This is a genomic window from Glycocaulis sp. (assembly GCF_050485565.1).
Taxonomy (GTDB): domain Bacteria; phylum Pseudomonadota; class Alphaproteobacteria; order Caulobacterales; family Maricaulaceae; genus Glycocaulis.
Genome location: NZ_JBJHBQ010000006.1, coordinates 167642 through 182158 on the forward strand (window position 1 = coordinate 167642; position 14517 = coordinate 182158).

The following is a 14517-nucleotide window of genomic DNA, read 5'->3' on the forward strand; positions in this document are numbered from 1 at the left end:
CATCACCGCTAGCCTTCCCGGCGGAACACACGGCACGAAGCCGGTTCGGGGAGATCACACACATGATAAAACAGTTTGCAGCAGGGCTTGCAGCCCTTGTCCTTGGCGTTTCCGGCGCTGCCGCACAGGCGCCCGACACGGCCAATGATCCGCGCGAGCCGCGCGTGTTTGAAAGCCGCGGCGAAGTTACCGCCAATGGCCAGCGCGTGCGCTACCGGGCCATCGCCGGCGAGACCTTCCTGCGCGATGAGAACGGCGCGGCAACGGCGGCCATCTTCTCCACCAGCTATATCCGCGAGGGCGTGTCTGACCCGCGCACCCGGCCCGTAGCCTTCATCTTCAATGGCGGGCCGGGCTCGGCGTCGCTCTGGCTGCATATGGGCGTGTTCGGCCCGGTTCATCTGGTCCTGCCCTCCGAGGCCGAGGACGATGGCGCAGCGCCCTATGATATCCGCTCCAACCCGCACTCACTGCTCGATTCAGCCGACCTTGTTTTCATCGACCCGGTCGGCACCGGCTATAGCCGCACGCTGGGCGATGCCGATCCGGCCCAGTTCTGGGGCGTCAATGAGGATGCGCGTTCTCTGGGACAGTTCATCCGCATCTGGCTGACCGAGAACCGGCGCTGGAACTCGCCCAAATACCTGATGGGCGAAAGCTATGGCACGACGCGCATCGGCGCGCTGATGAACGAGATGGAGCTCGGCTGGAACAATGTCGCCTTCAACGGCGTGGTGCTGATCTCGGTCGTGATGGAGATGGCCAATGCCCGGCCCGATAATCCGCTGGGCCTGACCGGGCTGCTGCCGGGCTATGCCGCCACCGCCTGGTATCATAACCGCGTGGACCGCTCCGCCTGGAATAATGATTTCACCGCCTTCCTGCGTGATGCGCGCGACTTTGCCACTGACGAGTTCCTGCCCGTCCTCCTGCGCGGACATGATGTGGACGAAGCCCGCTTCAACGCCACAACCATCCGCATGGCGGAGCTGACCGGCCTGTCCACCGACTATCTGCGTTCAGCCAGCCTGCGCGTGCCTTTGAACCGCTTCCGCACCGAGATATTGCGCGAGGACGGCCGCAGCGTGGGCCGGTTTGATTCCCGCTTTGCCGGGCTGGAGCCGGACTCACTGCGGGAGAACCCCGAAGGCGATCCGTCCGGCTATGGAATCTCGGCGGGCTACACGGCGGCCATGCGCGAGCACTATACCCGCAATCTCGGCGTCAACATTCCAGACACCTATGTGACGCTCGGCGGCGTGCGCGACTGGAACTGGAATGCGGGCGAGGCCGGGGGCAACAACTCCTACCTCAACACCTCGATCTGGCTGGAGCGCGCCATGCGGCAGAACTCCGATCTGCGTGTGCTGGCCACCAATGGCATTTACGATCTCGCCACGCCCTTCTTCGGCACCGAGATGACCTTCAACCGGCGCACCTATGACCAGGACCGTGTGACGCTGACCTATTACGAGGCCGGGCACATGATGTATCTGCACCACCCGTCCATCGAACAGCTCGCCCGCGATGTGCGCGAGTTTGTGGCAGCGGGTGCGCGTTAGCGGCGCGGCTTCCGCGTAAGGTCCGCGACCGCCGCAAGGCCGGTCAGGACCAGAAAGACGGCCATGCTTGTCATGGCAAGTTCTTCTGCGCTGGCAGGCGGTTCACCCAAGAGGTGGATCGCCTCCAGCGCGAAGAGTACCGCCACCAGCACAAACGGCCAGATGCGCCCGATCAGGCCCTTCGCCTGTGTGACGCGCAGGTAGAAGATCAGCCCGGCCAGAACGAGCGCCACCTCCAGCCCCAGCGCCAGAGGAAGATTGTCCCACAGGCCAAAGCCCGCCATCGGCCCGCCCGGCCAGAGCAGCAGGTCCGGCGCGTGCACGATCAGATCCAGAAGCCAGTGGGAGAAGCTGGCACCCGCCACCAGCAGGCCGCCAGCCAGGCGTGCTTTCCGGGCGATGAGCCCATAGGCCAGACCCAAAAGGGCCGACAGCGCGAGCGCGCCCGGCAATGAGTGCGTATAGGGCATGTGGTGCAGGTCGAGCGGGCTCATCGCGGTAAAGCCCGGCACGATGCGCACCTGCTCGATCCCGGCAAGGATCAGCACACCCCACACCACGTCGATGAATTGCACCGCGAAGAACAGCGCCCAGAGCGGCACGGTTCTGACGAGCGCTGGCGCAGCCAGAGCCGGACCATAATGGCCTATGAACATGGTGCGCCCTCCCCTGATCGCCAGACCGGGGAAGAATAAGACCTAATGCCCGTCGAAGGCCACAAGAGTCGCGACCGGCACGTCCAGCGCGCGCAGGCGCTCCACGCCGCCCAACTCTGGCAGATCCACCACGAAGGATGCCCCTTCAACATGCGCGCCGGCCCGGCGCAGCAGCTTTACCGCCGCTTCTGCCGTGCCTCCGGTGGCAATGAGATCGTCAACCAGCAGGACACGCTCACCGGCGGCAACCGCGTCGGTGTGCATCTCCACCTCGTCCGTGCCGTATTCCAGCTCATAAGACTGGCCGATCGTGTCGAAGGGCAGCTTGCCCTTCTTGCGGATCGGCACAAAGCCGATGGAGAGCTGGTGGGCGATGGCCCCGCCGAGAATGAAGCCACGCGCCTCGATACCGGCAATCCTGTCGATCTTGGTACCCGCGTGTGGCGCGATCATCGCGTCAATGGCCGCCCGGAAGGCCCGCGCATCGCCCAGCAGGGTGGTGATGTCGCGAAACATGATGCCGGGCTTGGGATAGTCCGGGATCGTACGGATCGCTGCCTTGATATGGTCCATGAAGCCCCCCCTTGGGCCGGCTGGAATGACGGGCACATGGTTCGTGCCTGCAGGAAGCCGCGTCAAGCGCGCGATAGCACGCGCCCGGCAATGGTGGACAGCCGGGCGACCAGATCAGGATCACGGTGTTCAGGCGCGGTGATGATGGCGTGATCGAGCACGCTTCCAATCCCGGCCGGGTCGGGCGTGCGCTCCTGCCCGGCCATCACCGAGGTGAGGGCTGAAATCAGGTCATGGGCGCGGCCGCTGTTTTCGCCCATCACTTTGAGGATATCGTTGATATCAACATCGGAATCGGCTTCCCGCCAGCAATCATAGTCGGTGACCATGCACACGCTGGCATAGGGTAGCTCCGCTTCACGCGCGAGCTTGGCTTCGGGCATGTTGGTCATGCCGATCACATCCACACCCCAGCCGCGGTAAAGGCGGCTTTCGGCGCGGGTGGAAAATTGCGGGCCTTCCATGGCGAGATAGGTGCCGCCCTCAACGACATTCTCCACGCCTGCCTTGCGCGCGGCGTCGGCGGCCATGGCAGACAGGCGCTTGCAGACCGGGTCGGCCATCGGAACATGAGCCACGCAGCCCGGCCCGAAGAAACTTTTCTCGCGGGCATAGGTGCGGTCCACATACTGGTCCACGACAACGAAAGCGCCCGGTGCCAGCTCCTCCTTCATGGAGCCGCAGGCCGACAGGGACAATATATCCGTCACGCCTGCCCGCTTCAGGGCATGGATATTGGCCCGGTAATTGATCGCGCTCGGCGACAGGCTATGGCCCTTGCCGTGACGGGCGAGAAACACCAGCTCCACGCCATTGAGCCGTGCGCGCACCAGCTGGCCGGACGGCGAACCCCAGGGCGTTTCCACCGTCTGGCGGCGTACATCCTCCAGCCCGGACAGCTGATAGAGGCCCGACCCGCCGATAATCCCCAACACCCAGCCCGTCATTACTCGGCACTCCTCCAATAGGCATCGGGCGCGCCGGGCACCCAGCGAGTAAGCTCTGCCCAGCTTTCCGCGCTGCGCAGCGCAATGGAAATGAAGGGACGCTTGATCGCCTGATACGCATCACGATCTTTGCGGGTTTTAACCGCAAGCGCCATCTTGAACTCGCCATAATCGCGCCGGGAGGGCACGTCATCGCGCAGAAAATCGCGCAGCAGCAGGGCATTGCGTGCAGCAGCGGCTCCATTGCGGCGGATATGGATATGGACGCGGCGCGCGCCCTTGGCTTCGCGGAAATAGAGCTTGCGCCAGTCATCCTCGCCCAGCGCGGGCGGGCTTTCCGGGTGGGGCGGGTCGTAGGTATTGCTGTCGCGGAAACGGTAGCCGGCTCCCAACATAGCCGCGATGATGCCCTCGTCCTCAAGACGCATCACCAGGGCCTGAATGTCTATAACATCCTTCGCCGCCAGCCCGGGTACGGCTGTGGATCCGACATGATCTACGCGCAGCGCGAGCGGTCCAAGCGCGGCTGCCACGGCCTCGGCGTGGCTGAGACCTTCCTCCACCCAGCGGGGCTCGTAGGCGATGACGTCGATCGGATCTTTCTTCATGCCGTCCTGCCAGCGCTACCGGGCGTAAAAACGGGCCGTCCCGGTATCAGGACGGCCCGTTCCAGCTTATTGCAGGGGCCTTGCGAGGCAAGGCCCGTCTGCTGGCTAGTGTTCCACCTTCGACCAGACCTGCCGATAGGTGAAGAACAGCAGGCCGCACAGGATGACGAGATAGGCCAGCACCATCAGGCCGAGGCGCTTGCGCTGTTCCATGTGGGGATCAGACGCCCACGCCAGGAACTCGGTCACGTCATTGGCCATCTGCTCAACGGTGGCTTCCGTACCGTCATTATAGGTCAGCAGGCCGTCTTCGAACTGGGGCGGCATGGCGATCAGCCCGCCGGGGAAGTACGGGTTGTAGTAGAGGCCAGCACCAACGGTGACGCCTTCCGGCGGCTCTTCGCCATATCCCATCATCAGCGAGCGGATATAGGGCGCGCCATAGTGGCGGGCACGCGTGATGATCGACATGTCCGGCGGATAGGCGCCGTTATTGGCAGCCCGGCCCTGCGCCTCGTTGGCATAGGGTGACGGGAAGCGGTCGGACGGACGGCCGGGACGCTCGAACATGTCGCCAAACTCGTCGGGACCGTCCTCGACGATGTATTCGGCGGCAATGGCGCGCACGACCGGATTGTCGTTCGGATTGGGATAGGCCGGATCGTAGAAGGGGCCACCGCGCTGGCCCAGATGGCGCAGTGCCAGATGCTCCAGGCCATGGCAGGCCGCACAGACCTGGTTGAACACGTAGAAGCCGCGCTGGACCGCGCCCCGGTCGAACGAGCTGAACGGCCCGTCAAACGAGAAGCGGTGGTCTTCCGGCTTGCGGTATTCACCAGCAGCCGAGGCCAGGCCGACAGCGGCCAGAGCGCCGGTAGCGGCAACGAAAAGGGTGCGGATCAGACGCATTGTTCCATTCACTCCTATTCAGCCGGAACCGCGGCAGGCGCGGGTTTGGATTTACTGCCCAGGACCGATTCCTCAATCGAGGCTGGCCGCTTTGATGGCTTCTCCACGAAACCCAATATGGGCAGGATGACGAGGAAGTAGGCAAAGTAGTAGATGGTCAGCACGCGGCCCAGCAGCAGGAAGTCAACGCCAATGGCGCCCAGACCCGGCACCGGCGTATCAGGCAGTTCCGCACCGGCCCAGCCCAGACCCAGGCAAGCCACGATGAAGAAGCCGAAGAACCAGCGGGCCAGCGGGCGATAGCGCATGGAGCGCACTTTCGAGGTGTCGAGCCATGGCAGCACGAACAGGATGCCGATAGCACCGAACATCAACAGCACACCGCCAAGCTTGTCAGGCACTGCGCGCAGGATGGCGTAGAAGGGCAGCAGATACCATTCCGGCACGATCAGCGCAGGCGTGACCAGCGGGTCGGCGGGAATGAAGTTGTCGGAGTGACCCAGCGCGTCCGGCCAGTAGAAGACGAAGAAGGCGAAGATCACCATGAACAGCGCGATGCCGAACCCGTCCTTCGACGTGTAGTAGGGATGGAAGGGCAGCGTGTCGCGATTGGACTTCACCTCGATTCCGGTCGGGTTGTTATTGCCCGGCACGTGCAGCGCCCAGATGTGCAGGCCAACAACGCCCGCAATCAGGAACGGAATGAGATAGTGCAGCGAGAAGAAGCGGTTCAGCGTGGCATTGCCAACCGAGAACCCGCCCCACAGCCATTCGGTGATCGGGCCGCCAACAAGCGGGAAGGCACCCAGCAAATTGGTGATCACCATCGCGCCCCAATAGGACATCTGGCCCCAGGGCAGCACATAGCCAAGGAAGGCAGCGGCCATCATCAGCAGGTAGATGACAACGCCGAGAATCCACAGCAATTCGCGCGGTGCCTTGTACGACCCGTAATAGAGGCCGCGGAAGATGTGCATGTAGACGGCCAGGAAGAACATGGACGCGCCCACGGCGTGGATCGAGCGGATCAGCCAGCCATAATTCACATCGCGGTCGATGCGCTGAACACTGGCAAAGGCATGGTCGATATGGGGCACGTAGTGCATGGCCAGCACGATGCCGGTGATGATCTGGATCATCAGGCAGACGGTCAGGATGCCGCCAAACGTGTACCAGTAATTGAGGTTACGCGGTGTGGGGAAATCCACGAAGGAGTCCCAGCCCAGCCGCACGATCGGCAGGCGCGCATCCAGCCATTTGGTAAAGCCGGTTTTCGGTTCGTAGGTCGAAGGTCCGCTCATCGCTTGTTTTTCCCCTAGCCGAGACGCAGCACTGAGGCTGAGGTGAAGGTCATGACAGGCACGGAGAGATTCTCCGGTGCCGGCCCGCGGCGGATACGCCCCGAGGTGTCGTAGTGAGAGCCGTGGCACGGGCAGAACCACGCACCGTAATCACCGGCGCCTTCGGTCGGCACGCAGCCAAGGTGGGTGCAGTTCGCGCTGGTGACGAGAAGCGAGCTGCGCAGCGCATCTTCGATCTCAACACCGTCGGCGACCTCGGCCGTCATGGCAGAGCGGTTCTCGTCGGTTGCCGGCACGCCGTCGCCCAGATTGAAATTGCGGGCATCCCGGTCCGGGAGGCTGGCAATATCGACATTGCGCGCTGATTCCACTTCAGCGGCGGTGCGCCTGCGCACGAAGTGCGGGCGCTCGCGGTAGATGACCGTGATCTCCTGGCCCTCTTCCAGCTCGCCGATATTCACCTCGGTGGAGGCCAGCGCGAGCGTGTCGGCCGCAGGGTTCATCTGGTCGATGAAGGGCCAGATCGTAAACGCGCCACCGACGGCAAGCGCGCCGCCCGTTGCAATGTAAATGAAATCGCGGCGGCTTGGCTCCTGGCCATGGGCGCCGGTGTTTTCAACAGCTTCTGTCACGCGCAGACCTCTCTCACGGCGGCTGGCAACGTCGTCTACGCCACCTGTATGGCGTAAGTCTGCACGCAGCCGCAAGGCCCGCGCAGACACGTCGTTCCCATTGATCTAGCGCGACAGGCCGGCCCCGCCCTTGCGTCTCAACGCCGCAGCGTCCGCCCCGTCAACGCTTTCTGGTGCGGCGGGATTAGAATGAGAACCGCAATTTTTCAACCAGATTATCTGCGTGAAAGCGTCTCAGCCTGCCGATTTGGCAGGTGGGCGGTCCAGCGCTGCGGCTCCGGCCGGCAAAATGACCGCGCTGGCAACCGCGATCAGCTTCTCCTCCCCGGCGTTTACAGCGAAGATGTCAGCGCGCGTCACCACCTGGCGTTTGCCCGCCTTCACGACGTGCCCGCGCGCTACAAACGCCTCCCCAATGCCAGGCGAGAGATAGTTCACCGAGAACTGGGCCGTCAGCACGTCGCCAATTGTTGTGGCGGCAGCATAGGCGCTGACATTGTCAGCCAGAAAGGCGATCAGCCCGCCATGCAGGAAGCCATGATGCTGGACCATGTCGTCACGCCGCAATGTCATGCGGGTTTCGACATGGCCATATTCCACCCGGACGATTTCCAGCCCGGTCCAGCTGGTAAAGGGCTGCATTTTCACGATTCCGCGAAACAGCGCTGCGTCCACCAGCGGTGCCGGGGGTGCCTCATCGGCCGCAAGCCCGCGCAATTCCGCCCCGTCCTGACCGTCCTGCATCACATCTCTCCAATTAGACCGACCGGTCTACATATTGACGATCCAAGATCATCTGTAAAGAGTGCTGCCAGCTTGCAGCGCGAATCACCGAGGGACATCAAGACAGTGAGCGGGACGCCATCCACACGCGAACGCCTGATTGCCACCGCCGCCCGCCTGTTTCAGGAGCGCGGCTATGCGGCAACCGGCCTGAATGATGTGCTCGCGCAGGCGGGCGCACCCAAAGGTTCGCTTTATCACCACTTTCCCGACGGCAAGGAGGGTCTCGCCGTAGCGGCTGCCCTGATGGCGGGGGAGCGTTTTCTGGCGACGATTCACAAGGATGCTGGCGATAGTGCGGACAGCGCGGACATGCTCATCCGCTTTGCCGCCCGGCTTGCCGGATGGCTGGAGCAGTCCGGTTTCCGGCTGGGCTGTCCGGTCGCCACCCTGACGCTGGAACAGGCGGCCGTATCGCAAAACCTCGCCACCACATTCTCAGCCGTTTTTTCAAGCTGGCAGGATGCGCTGGCGCAAAGACTGCAGGCCGATGGTGTCGGCGCGGCCCGCTCTCAGGCGCTGGCGCAACTGGCGCTCGGCGCCATCGAAGGCTCGCTGATCCTGGCGCGGGCGCAGCGCAGCACTGCACCCCTGACCCAGACCGCTGAAACGCTCGCCGGCATTTTCGCCAGCGAGGCGGGCGCTAGGGCCTGTACTCATAAAGGGTTCGGGCGTGACGCGTAGCGGATCTGGTGCCTGACAAGGAGAGACGGCTGCCGTGGAGCATCCCTCCACAAGGGCGGCTCGACGCCGTCAGGAAGAAAATCTGCCGCGCCCGAGAGGGGTATGGCGAAAATCGCCCACTATTACGTCGCAGCCCCTCGAAAGGGGAAAACCCTTCCATCGGGCCTGCTCCTGATACTGAACGATTTTCGCACATATCACGCTCCAAACCCTTTATGAGTACAGGCCCTAGTCCAGCGTAAAACCGGCCCGCAGCAAAGCCTCGCGAACCGGATCGATCCGCACGCCGGCACGCTGGTGCACGCCTGCAGGGTCGGCTTCCAGCGCGCCGCGCCTTTGTGCGGCGGCATCAGCGGCAATATCGGCATCGACACCGGTGAAGAACGCGATCCGGCGCACCTCGTTTTCGGTGTCGGCGATCAGATCCTCATAGCGCACCGTCAGGAAGCGGCCCGGAAACAGGCCTTCCCAGTGCGCCACCAGCCGGTTGTGGGCTGCCAGTGCGCGGGCAATATCATCTGCGTGATAGGTCCAGTGCCGGGCGCGCTGATACCGCGTCTTCAGGATCGACCATGCCTGATCGAGCGGATCACGGCTTATGCGCACGAACCGCGCCGCAGGCAGGCAAAGTCCGATAGCCCCGCCAGCCAGTTCGCTCAACGATGTCGGATCAATCCAGCGGCGCACATCGCCGACAATTTCCTGAGCGTATTCCAGATATGCCGCGCCCACCCCGGTCAGCACATTGCCCTCTCCGGGCGCAGACAGGGCCGCATGGAGGTGTTCGCGCGTCTGATCGCCCAGCGGCGCAGCGCTCATCCAGAACAGCGAATTGGACCGCGGCAGCGCCGCCACATCGGACGGTGCGGAAAGCACCGAGGCCAGCCAGCTCGCCCCGCATGATGGCGGCGCGACGATGAAGACGGGCCGGCTGTCGATCAGCCCCGCCTCTTCATTGGCGCCCGTGAAACTGGAATCGTACACCTCCAGTATCCGCCTTACCCCCTCCTCATGCTGGTCCATGTCAAAGGGAGCCGAGGCACGGTAGAAGGCGGCCGCCTCCGCGACGCGGCGCGAGGCGATGTCGTACTCGCCAATATCCTCGTAGGCTTTCGCCAGCGCATAGGACAAAATACCCCTGTCGCGCGCGCTGACATCCTCACCGACGGAAACGCGTGCCTGCTCAAGCTGGGCCAGATCGTCTTCGCCCGGCACGAAGGTTTTGGCTTTCACCAGCCCCTCCCAGGCCAGCGCATCCATACCGTTGGCGGCAAGAGCCGTGCGGAACAGGGTCTGCGCTTCGCTTGTCAGGCCCAGATCCAGCAATATGCGTCCTACACGCCGGTTCAGCCCGGCGTCACGCGGGCTGGCCGCCAGCAAGGGCTGCAGGGTCTGCAAGGCTGAGCGATGGTCGCCGCCAAAGGCATAGGCGCTCGCCAGCCAGATATGGGACTGGACATCATCGGGCACCTGCTCGACCAGCTTGTGACAGGCACCAAGCAGGCTGGCGATATCGCCCGCCTCGTTCATGATACCGGCGACCTCGCTCCAGCGCGAACCCAGATCGGGACCGGCATTGACGAGCGCGCGCGCCTCGACAGACATGGCGAGCAGATCCTCGCGCGAGACAGCATTATACAGGCCCGCTAGCGGGTCATCCTGTCGCGGCTGAAGCATGTCAGCTCCGTTCGGCTGGTGCCAGGCTGGCAATTGGCTGCCGCAAGCCCCCTGCTGCGGCTCTTGTGAAACTAGCCAAGCTTGACCGCGGAGGCCAGCCTGCGGCACTGCGTCACTTGCGCTTGTGGTGTTAAGTGTCTTTTGTGTCGCCCGAAAAGCCATGATCCAAGAAGGGTTATTCATGTCCTCCCAGACCGCCCCCTCCCCGATTGCCGCCGCCACGCTGGAAACCCGGCGCGAGGAAGCCCGCATCTGGTTTGAGGGCCTGCGCGACAGGATCTGCGCGGCGTTCGAAGCTCTGGAGGACGAAGCCCCTGCCGATCTCTATCCGGGTGAGCCCGGCCGGTTCGAGCTGACGCCCTGGACGCGCGGCGACGGAGCCGAGGATCTGGGCGGCGGCGTCATGGGCATGATGCGCGGACGCCTGTTTGAGAAGGTCGGGGTCCACTGCTCCACGGTCTATGGCAGTTTTTCGCCGGACTTCGCCAAGCATGTAAGGGGCGCAGCCGAAGACCCGCGCTTTTTCGCCACCGGCATCTCGCTGATCGCTCATATGCGCAATCCGCACGTGCCTGCCGTGCACATGAATACGCGCTTCATCACCACGACGGTGAGCTGGTTCGGCGGCGGCATGGACCTCAACCCCACGCAGGACTATCAGCGCAGCGAAGCGTTTGAGGATGCGAAGGATTTCCACGCCGCCGCAAAAGAGGCGTGCGACACCCACGACCCGGCCTATTTCGCAAAGTTCAAAAAATGGTGCGACGAGTATTTCTGGCTGAAGCACCGCTCCGAGCCGCGCGGCGTCGGCGGGATTTTCTACGACCATCTCGACAGCGGGAACCACGATGCTGATTTCGCCTTCACCCGCGATGTCGGCGAGGCGTTTCTGGAGATTTATCCCGAAATCGTGGCCCGGCGCATGGATACGCCGTGGACCGAAGCTGATCGTGAAGAGCAGCTGATCCGGCGCGGGCGTTATGCCGAGTTCAACCTGCTCTACGACCGGGGAACGAAGTTTGGTCTGGAGACCGGCGGCAATGTGACCTCGATCCTGTCATCCATGCCGCCAGAGGCCAAATGGCCGTAGAAAAGCTGCCAGCCTAGCCTAACAGGCCACGCTGCGCGGCCATGATGCCAGCGTAGAAAGACAGCGCCATCGCGCCGCCAAGGATGAGAATGCGCACGGCCCACTGGCTGATACGGCGCATCATTTCGGCGCGCTGCGCCTCGCGTACCCTGAAATCCACAAAGCCGGCGAACCGCCCGCCACTGCTTTCGGTACGCAGGTCCGGCTTGTCAGCACCCGCCGCATAAACGCCAAGGCGCGCCATCAAGTCGACGACCATGCGCGCAACCACCTCATCCTCAACCAGCAGCTCGTACTTGGCACCGCGCGGCGCACCGACAATGCGCGCATATTCCTCCGCCTCGCTCTCCGACGGTCCCATCAGGACCAGACGCGCCAGAAACTCCGCCAGCGGTGCGCGCTCCAGCATGGCCTTGCGGTCGGCCGCCCCCGGCAGGGCGCGCGGCAGGTCATGGCCGGAGATCAGGTATTCGCTCAGCTTGCGCAGCCGCCACGCCGCTGCCTCGGGCGAGAGCTCGCGGGTATGGGTGACGCTGTGGGAGGGGCCTGCCCCTTCTGCAATCCGCGCCCGGCCCTGCACAGGGCGCCGGCCAGACTTGTACTTGACGAACGGGCCCAGAATGGAGCCACGAAACGCCTCGGCGCATATGTCGAAAGCGGCCCGCGCAACATCCACAGCCTTGCGGTAGCCAGCTTCCGTCAGCGCAGGGTCAGTGACCAGCAGGCGGTCGGCAGTGGCAAGTTTGGCCGCCGCCTTTTTCAGCTTCTCGCGAATTTCCTCGCGGCGGGCCTCGGCGCCCGGCGGCAAGGGCGCCAGCGCCGTGCTTTCCTCGCCCACCACATAGTTTTCGCCCAGGCGCGCATTGAGCTGGCGGCGCAAGGCTTCGTCCGTTTCCGACCACAGCGAATGCAGCACGGCATCGAAAGGATTGTCCCGGTCGGCAGGCCAGGTCTCGCGGCGCCAGCGGCCCATGACCAGCATCCAGGGCGAGCGGCCATTGGCGAGGCGCGAGTTGAGATCACGCGCAAATTCGGTCTTCACGCTATCGGCCAGCGCCGCATAGTGCGTCTCGACATAGTCCATCAGCAGCACGCACGACCACATGGCGAACCGGTCGGCACCGATCGGTTCCCCGTCGGGCGGCTGGATGGACTGGGACGCATCGGGCGTTGTTGGCGGCATCAGCCAGTCGAGGCTGGGCCGGCGGATCACACCGGCCAGCGGATTGGCGACCTGTTCATAGAGGTCTGCCAGCGCGAGACGCGGCCCGTCGGGCAATGTCCCCGCTCCCCGCCCGCCAAGGCTCTGGGTGACAGCCACCCGGACCTGATGGCGCAGCACCAGTTCGCGCGTGACGTGTTCATTAGCCTTAACGCTGCTTATCTCGCCGCGGCGCTGATTCAGGAAGCGCTCCACCGCATCATAATCGTGCAGCTGGAGCTGATCGTCATAGAGACCCGAGCCGATGCGGTACTGGAAGCGCCGGGAGAACACGTCCATCAGACACCCCCCTCCTTGCGCGCTATGGCCAGCAGGTCTGCCCTGTTGAGCACGAAATCGGCTTCGACCCAGCGCGCTTCCAGCTGTTTCATCAGCCGGCCAAGCGCGGGGCCTGGTTTGAACCCGGCCGCAAGAAGATCGGCGGCTTTGAGCGGAAAGGCCGGGCGCTGCCAGCGGCTCACGGCATCGAGATCGCGTGAGAGCGCATCACGGCGGCCCTCACCGCGCGCAGCCGCCAGCATGAGCTGATCCTCCACCGCCTGGCGTCCCTGCTCATAGAGGGCGGCACGCAGCGCCATACGATCCATGCCAGGGTGCACGCCCACGCGCCGGGCGGCGGCGATGAGCCGCGTCCGTTCAGCGTTTGACACCTTCATGGTGTCGCAGAGCGCGTCTACCCTCATAGCGTCTCCCCCCGCCAGAAACGCCGCCACCCTCAGTAACGGATCGGCCGGACGGGATTCCTGCGTCTCAAGGGAGTGTATGCTTAAGAAAAGGTTGAAGTCGATAGAATCCGGTAACACTTCGTTAAGAACGTTGCCTTCCTGCATCGCTTCGAGAGCCGCGCGCGGGTCAGGCGCAGCCAGCAATTTCTTCAGCTCCATCCACACCCGTTCGGCAGACAGCTGGCGCATTCCGGCCCGCAAGGCGGTGCACGCCGCATGACCTTCCGCATCGAGAGGCGTGCGCGCATACCAGGCGTGGAAGCGGTAGAAGCGCAGTATGCGCAGATAGTCTTCCTCGATCCGCGCGGCTGGCTCGCCGATAAAGCGGATACGCCCCCCAAGCGCATCCTCAATCCCGCCAGCGGGATCGAAAAGCGTGCCGTCACGGCCGGCATAGATGGCGTTGAGGCGAAAATCGCGCCGGCTCGCATCCTCACTCCAGTCGGTCGAGAAAGCGACAACTGCGCGGCGGCCATCAGTGGCGACATCCTTGCGCAGGCTGGTGACCTCAAAGCCCCGCCCGCCGGACACCGCTGTAACCGTCCCATGCTCAAAGCCGGTAGGTACGGCGCGGATTGCGGCAGCCTCCAGCGCGGCCATGGTTTCGCCCGGCGTCAGCACTGTCGCGATATCGGTATCGCTCACCGGCGCGCCAATCAGCGCGTTGCGCACACACCCGCCAACATAGCGCGCGCCGTCCGGAGCGGCCGCCAGCAGGGCATCCATGACCGCCAGCCCGGCCGGATCGGTCAGCCAAGGGTGATCCTCCGGCCTTAGCCGGTCAGCCATGCGCCCCATCCCCGGCTGGCTCCTGTTCCTCCTCCGGCGGCGCTTCGCGGCGCGGCTCTACCGGATCGATGCGTCCGGGCACCACCCTCCCGTCTTCCAGCGTCGGCGGACGGAACTGACCCGTCTGAGCGCCGCCGCCAAAGGCCGTCCCGATGGCAAGCGCGAGAATGCCGGTGATAGCGAGACCCGCGCCGACCAGTGCCAGGACCTGCAAGGGCGCGGGCGGCAGGTCGCTGGCGGTCTCACCTTCATCGCCTGTAGCCGTCCCGGTGCCGCGCGCGGCCCTGATCCCGCGCCAGGTGTAGTACCCGGCAAACGGCAGAAGGAAGAGCACGGCAACGGTCAGAAGGAAGCGCATC

Annotated in this window: 15 protein-coding genes; 3 read left to right on the forward strand and 12 right to left on the reverse strand. The window is 64.2% G+C overall.

Features of this window, described 5'->3' with window-relative positions; genetic code table 11:
- The first annotated feature begins 62 nt into the window (after positions 1-62).
- Positions 63-1562: a S10 family peptidase gene (locus ACQ5ID_RS08595; RefSeq protein WP_429912036.1), complete on the forward strand. Its 1500-nt coding sequence runs from the start codon at positions 63-65 to the stop codon at positions 1560-1562.
- Here the strand turns inward: ACQ5ID_RS08595 and ACQ5ID_RS08600 are convergent.
- From ACQ5ID_RS08600 to ACQ5ID_RS08635, 8 genes are all read right to left on the reverse strand, one after another.
- Positions 1559-2218, reverse strand: coding sequence for a hypothetical protein (locus ACQ5ID_RS08600; RefSeq protein WP_429912037.1), 660 nt, complete (start codon positions 2216-2218; stop codon positions 1559-1561). The two genes, ACQ5ID_RS08595 and ACQ5ID_RS08600, sit on opposite strands and share 4 nt — an antisense overlap.
- 42 nt (positions 2219-2260) lie before the next feature.
- A complete protein-coding gene (locus ACQ5ID_RS08605) occupies positions 2261-2791 on the reverse strand; it encodes an adenine phosphoribosyltransferase (protein ID WP_429912038.1) in 531 nt (176 codons plus the stop codon).
- Between the two features lie 62 nt (positions 2792-2853).
- Entirely contained in the window at positions 2854-3738 is an 885-nt protein-coding gene (locus tag ACQ5ID_RS08610) for an S-methyl-5'-thioadenosine phosphorylase (protein WP_429912039.1), read from the reverse strand.
- On the reverse strand, positions 3738-4346 hold the full coding sequence (locus tag ACQ5ID_RS08615) for a GrpB family protein (protein WP_429912040.1): 609 nt from the start codon (positions 4344-4346) through the stop codon (positions 3738-3740). The genes ACQ5ID_RS08610 and ACQ5ID_RS08615 overlap by 1 nt, the downstream gene beginning before the upstream one ends.
- Positions 4347-4451: 105 nt before the next feature.
- Positions 4452-5255, reverse strand: coding sequence for a cytochrome c1 (locus ACQ5ID_RS08620; protein ID WP_429912041.1), 804 nt, complete (start codon positions 5253-5255; stop codon positions 4452-4454).
- Between the two features lie 14 nt (positions 5256-5269).
- Positions 5270-6556: a cytochrome b gene (locus ACQ5ID_RS08625; protein ID WP_429912042.1), complete on the reverse strand. Its 1287-nt coding sequence runs from the start codon at positions 6554-6556 to the stop codon at positions 5270-5272.
- Positions 6557-6570: 14 nt separating this feature from the next.
- Positions 6571-7188 (reverse strand): ubiquinol-cytochrome c reductase iron-sulfur subunit, encoded by a 618-nt coding sequence (petA, locus tag ACQ5ID_RS08630; RefSeq protein WP_429912043.1) that lies wholly within the window; start codon positions 7186-7188, stop codon positions 6571-6573.
- Between the two features lie 234 nt (positions 7189-7422).
- Complete coding sequence (locus ACQ5ID_RS08635; protein WP_429912044.1) at positions 7423-7932, reverse strand: PaaI family thioesterase; 510 nt, start codon at positions 7930-7932, stop codon at positions 7423-7425.
- Positions 7933-8037: 105 nt separating this feature from the next.
- Between ACQ5ID_RS08635 and ACQ5ID_RS08640 the strand changes: the two genes are divergently transcribed.
- A complete protein-coding gene (locus ACQ5ID_RS08640; protein WP_429912045.1) occupies positions 8038-8655 on the forward strand; it encodes a TetR/AcrR family transcriptional regulator in 618 nt (205 codons plus the stop codon).
- A gap of 228 nt (positions 8656-8883) precedes the next feature.
- Here the strand turns inward: ACQ5ID_RS08640 and ACQ5ID_RS08645 are convergent, their stop codons facing one another.
- On the reverse strand, positions 8884-10332 hold the full coding sequence (locus ACQ5ID_RS08645; RefSeq protein WP_429912046.1) for a sulfotransferase: 1449 nt from the start codon (positions 10330-10332) through the stop codon (positions 8884-8886).
- 181 nt (positions 10333-10513) lie between these two features.
- Between ACQ5ID_RS08645 and hemF the strand changes: the two genes are divergently transcribed.
- Positions 10514-11422 (forward strand): oxygen-dependent coproporphyrinogen oxidase, encoded by a 909-nt coding sequence (gene hemF / locus ACQ5ID_RS08650; protein ID WP_429912047.1) that lies wholly within the window; start codon positions 10514-10516, stop codon positions 11420-11422.
- 13 nt (positions 11423-11435) lie between these two features.
- Here the strand turns inward: hemF and ACQ5ID_RS08655 are convergent, their stop codons facing one another.
- Genes ACQ5ID_RS08655 through ACQ5ID_RS08665 form a run of 3 tightly spaced genes read right to left on the reverse strand, consistent with a single transcriptional unit; the run spans position 11436 to position 14516 of the window.
- Positions 11436-12923, reverse strand: a complete 1488-nt coding sequence (locus ACQ5ID_RS08655; protein WP_429912048.1) for a hypothetical protein — start codon at positions 12921-12923, stop codon at positions 11436-11438.
- Entirely contained in the window at positions 12923-14167 is a 1245-nt protein-coding gene (locus ACQ5ID_RS08660; protein ID WP_429912049.1) for a CCA tRNA nucleotidyltransferase, read from the reverse strand. The genes ACQ5ID_RS08655 and ACQ5ID_RS08660 overlap by 1 nt, the downstream gene beginning before the upstream one ends.
- Positions 14151-14516: a hypothetical protein gene (locus ACQ5ID_RS08665; RefSeq protein ID WP_429912050.1), complete on the reverse strand. Its 366-nt coding sequence runs from the start codon at positions 14514-14516 to the stop codon at positions 14151-14153. The genes ACQ5ID_RS08660 and ACQ5ID_RS08665 overlap by 17 nt, the downstream gene beginning before the upstream one ends.
- Position 14517 lies beyond the last annotated feature (1 nt).

What these genes read in the sequence shown, in the direction of transcription:
- ACQ5ID_RS08595 (WP_429912036.1), top strand. Translation starts at nt 63, where the DNA reads ATGATAAAACAGTTTGCAGCAGGGCTTGCAGCCCTTGTCCTTGGCGTT.
- ACQ5ID_RS08600 (WP_429912037.1), bottom strand. Translation starts at nt 2,218, where the DNA reads ATGTTCATAGGCCATTATGGTCCGGCTCTGGCTGCGCCAGCGCTCGTC.
- ACQ5ID_RS08605 (WP_429912038.1), bottom strand. Translation starts at nt 2,791, where the DNA reads ATGGACCATATCAAGGCAGCGATCCGTACGATCCCGGACTATCCCAAG.
- ACQ5ID_RS08610 (WP_429912039.1), bottom strand. Translation starts at nt 3,738, where the DNA reads ATGACGGGCTGGGTGTTGGGGATTATCGGCGGGTCGGGCCTCTATCAG.
- ACQ5ID_RS08615 (WP_429912040.1), bottom strand. Translation starts at nt 4,346, where the DNA reads ATGAAGAAAGATCCGATCGACGTCATCGCCTACGAGCCCCGCTGGGTG.
- ACQ5ID_RS08620 (WP_429912041.1), bottom strand. Translation starts at nt 5,255, where the DNA reads ATGCGTCTGATCCGCACCCTTTTCGTTGCCGCTACCGGCGCTCTGGCC.
- ACQ5ID_RS08625 (WP_429912042.1), bottom strand. Translation starts at nt 6,556, where the DNA reads ATGAGCGGACCTTCGACCTACGAACCGAAAACCGGCTTTACCAAATGG.
- ACQ5ID_RS08635 (WP_429912044.1), bottom strand. Translation starts at nt 7,932, where the DNA reads ATGCAGGACGGTCAGGACGGGGCGGAATTGCGCGGGCTTGCGGCCGAT.
- ACQ5ID_RS08645 (WP_429912046.1), bottom strand. Translation starts at nt 10,332, where the DNA reads ATGCTTCAGCCGCGACAGGATGACCCGCTAGCGGGCCTGTATAATGCT.
- hemF (WP_429912047.1), top strand. Translation starts at nt 10,514, where the DNA reads ATGTCCTCCCAGACCGCCCCCTCCCCGATTGCCGCCGCCACGCTGGAA.
- ACQ5ID_RS08655 (WP_429912048.1), bottom strand. Translation starts at nt 12,923, where the DNA reads ATGGACGTGTTCTCCCGGCGCTTCCAGTACCGCATCGGCTCGGGTCTC.
- ACQ5ID_RS08660 (WP_429912049.1), bottom strand. Translation starts at nt 14,167, where the DNA reads ATGGGGCGCATGGCTGACCGGCTAAGGCCGGAGGATCACCCTTGGCTG.
- ACQ5ID_RS08665 (WP_429912050.1), bottom strand. Translation starts at nt 14,516, where the DNA reads ATGCGCTTCCTTCTGACCGTTGCCGTGCTCTTCCTTCTGCCGTTTGCC.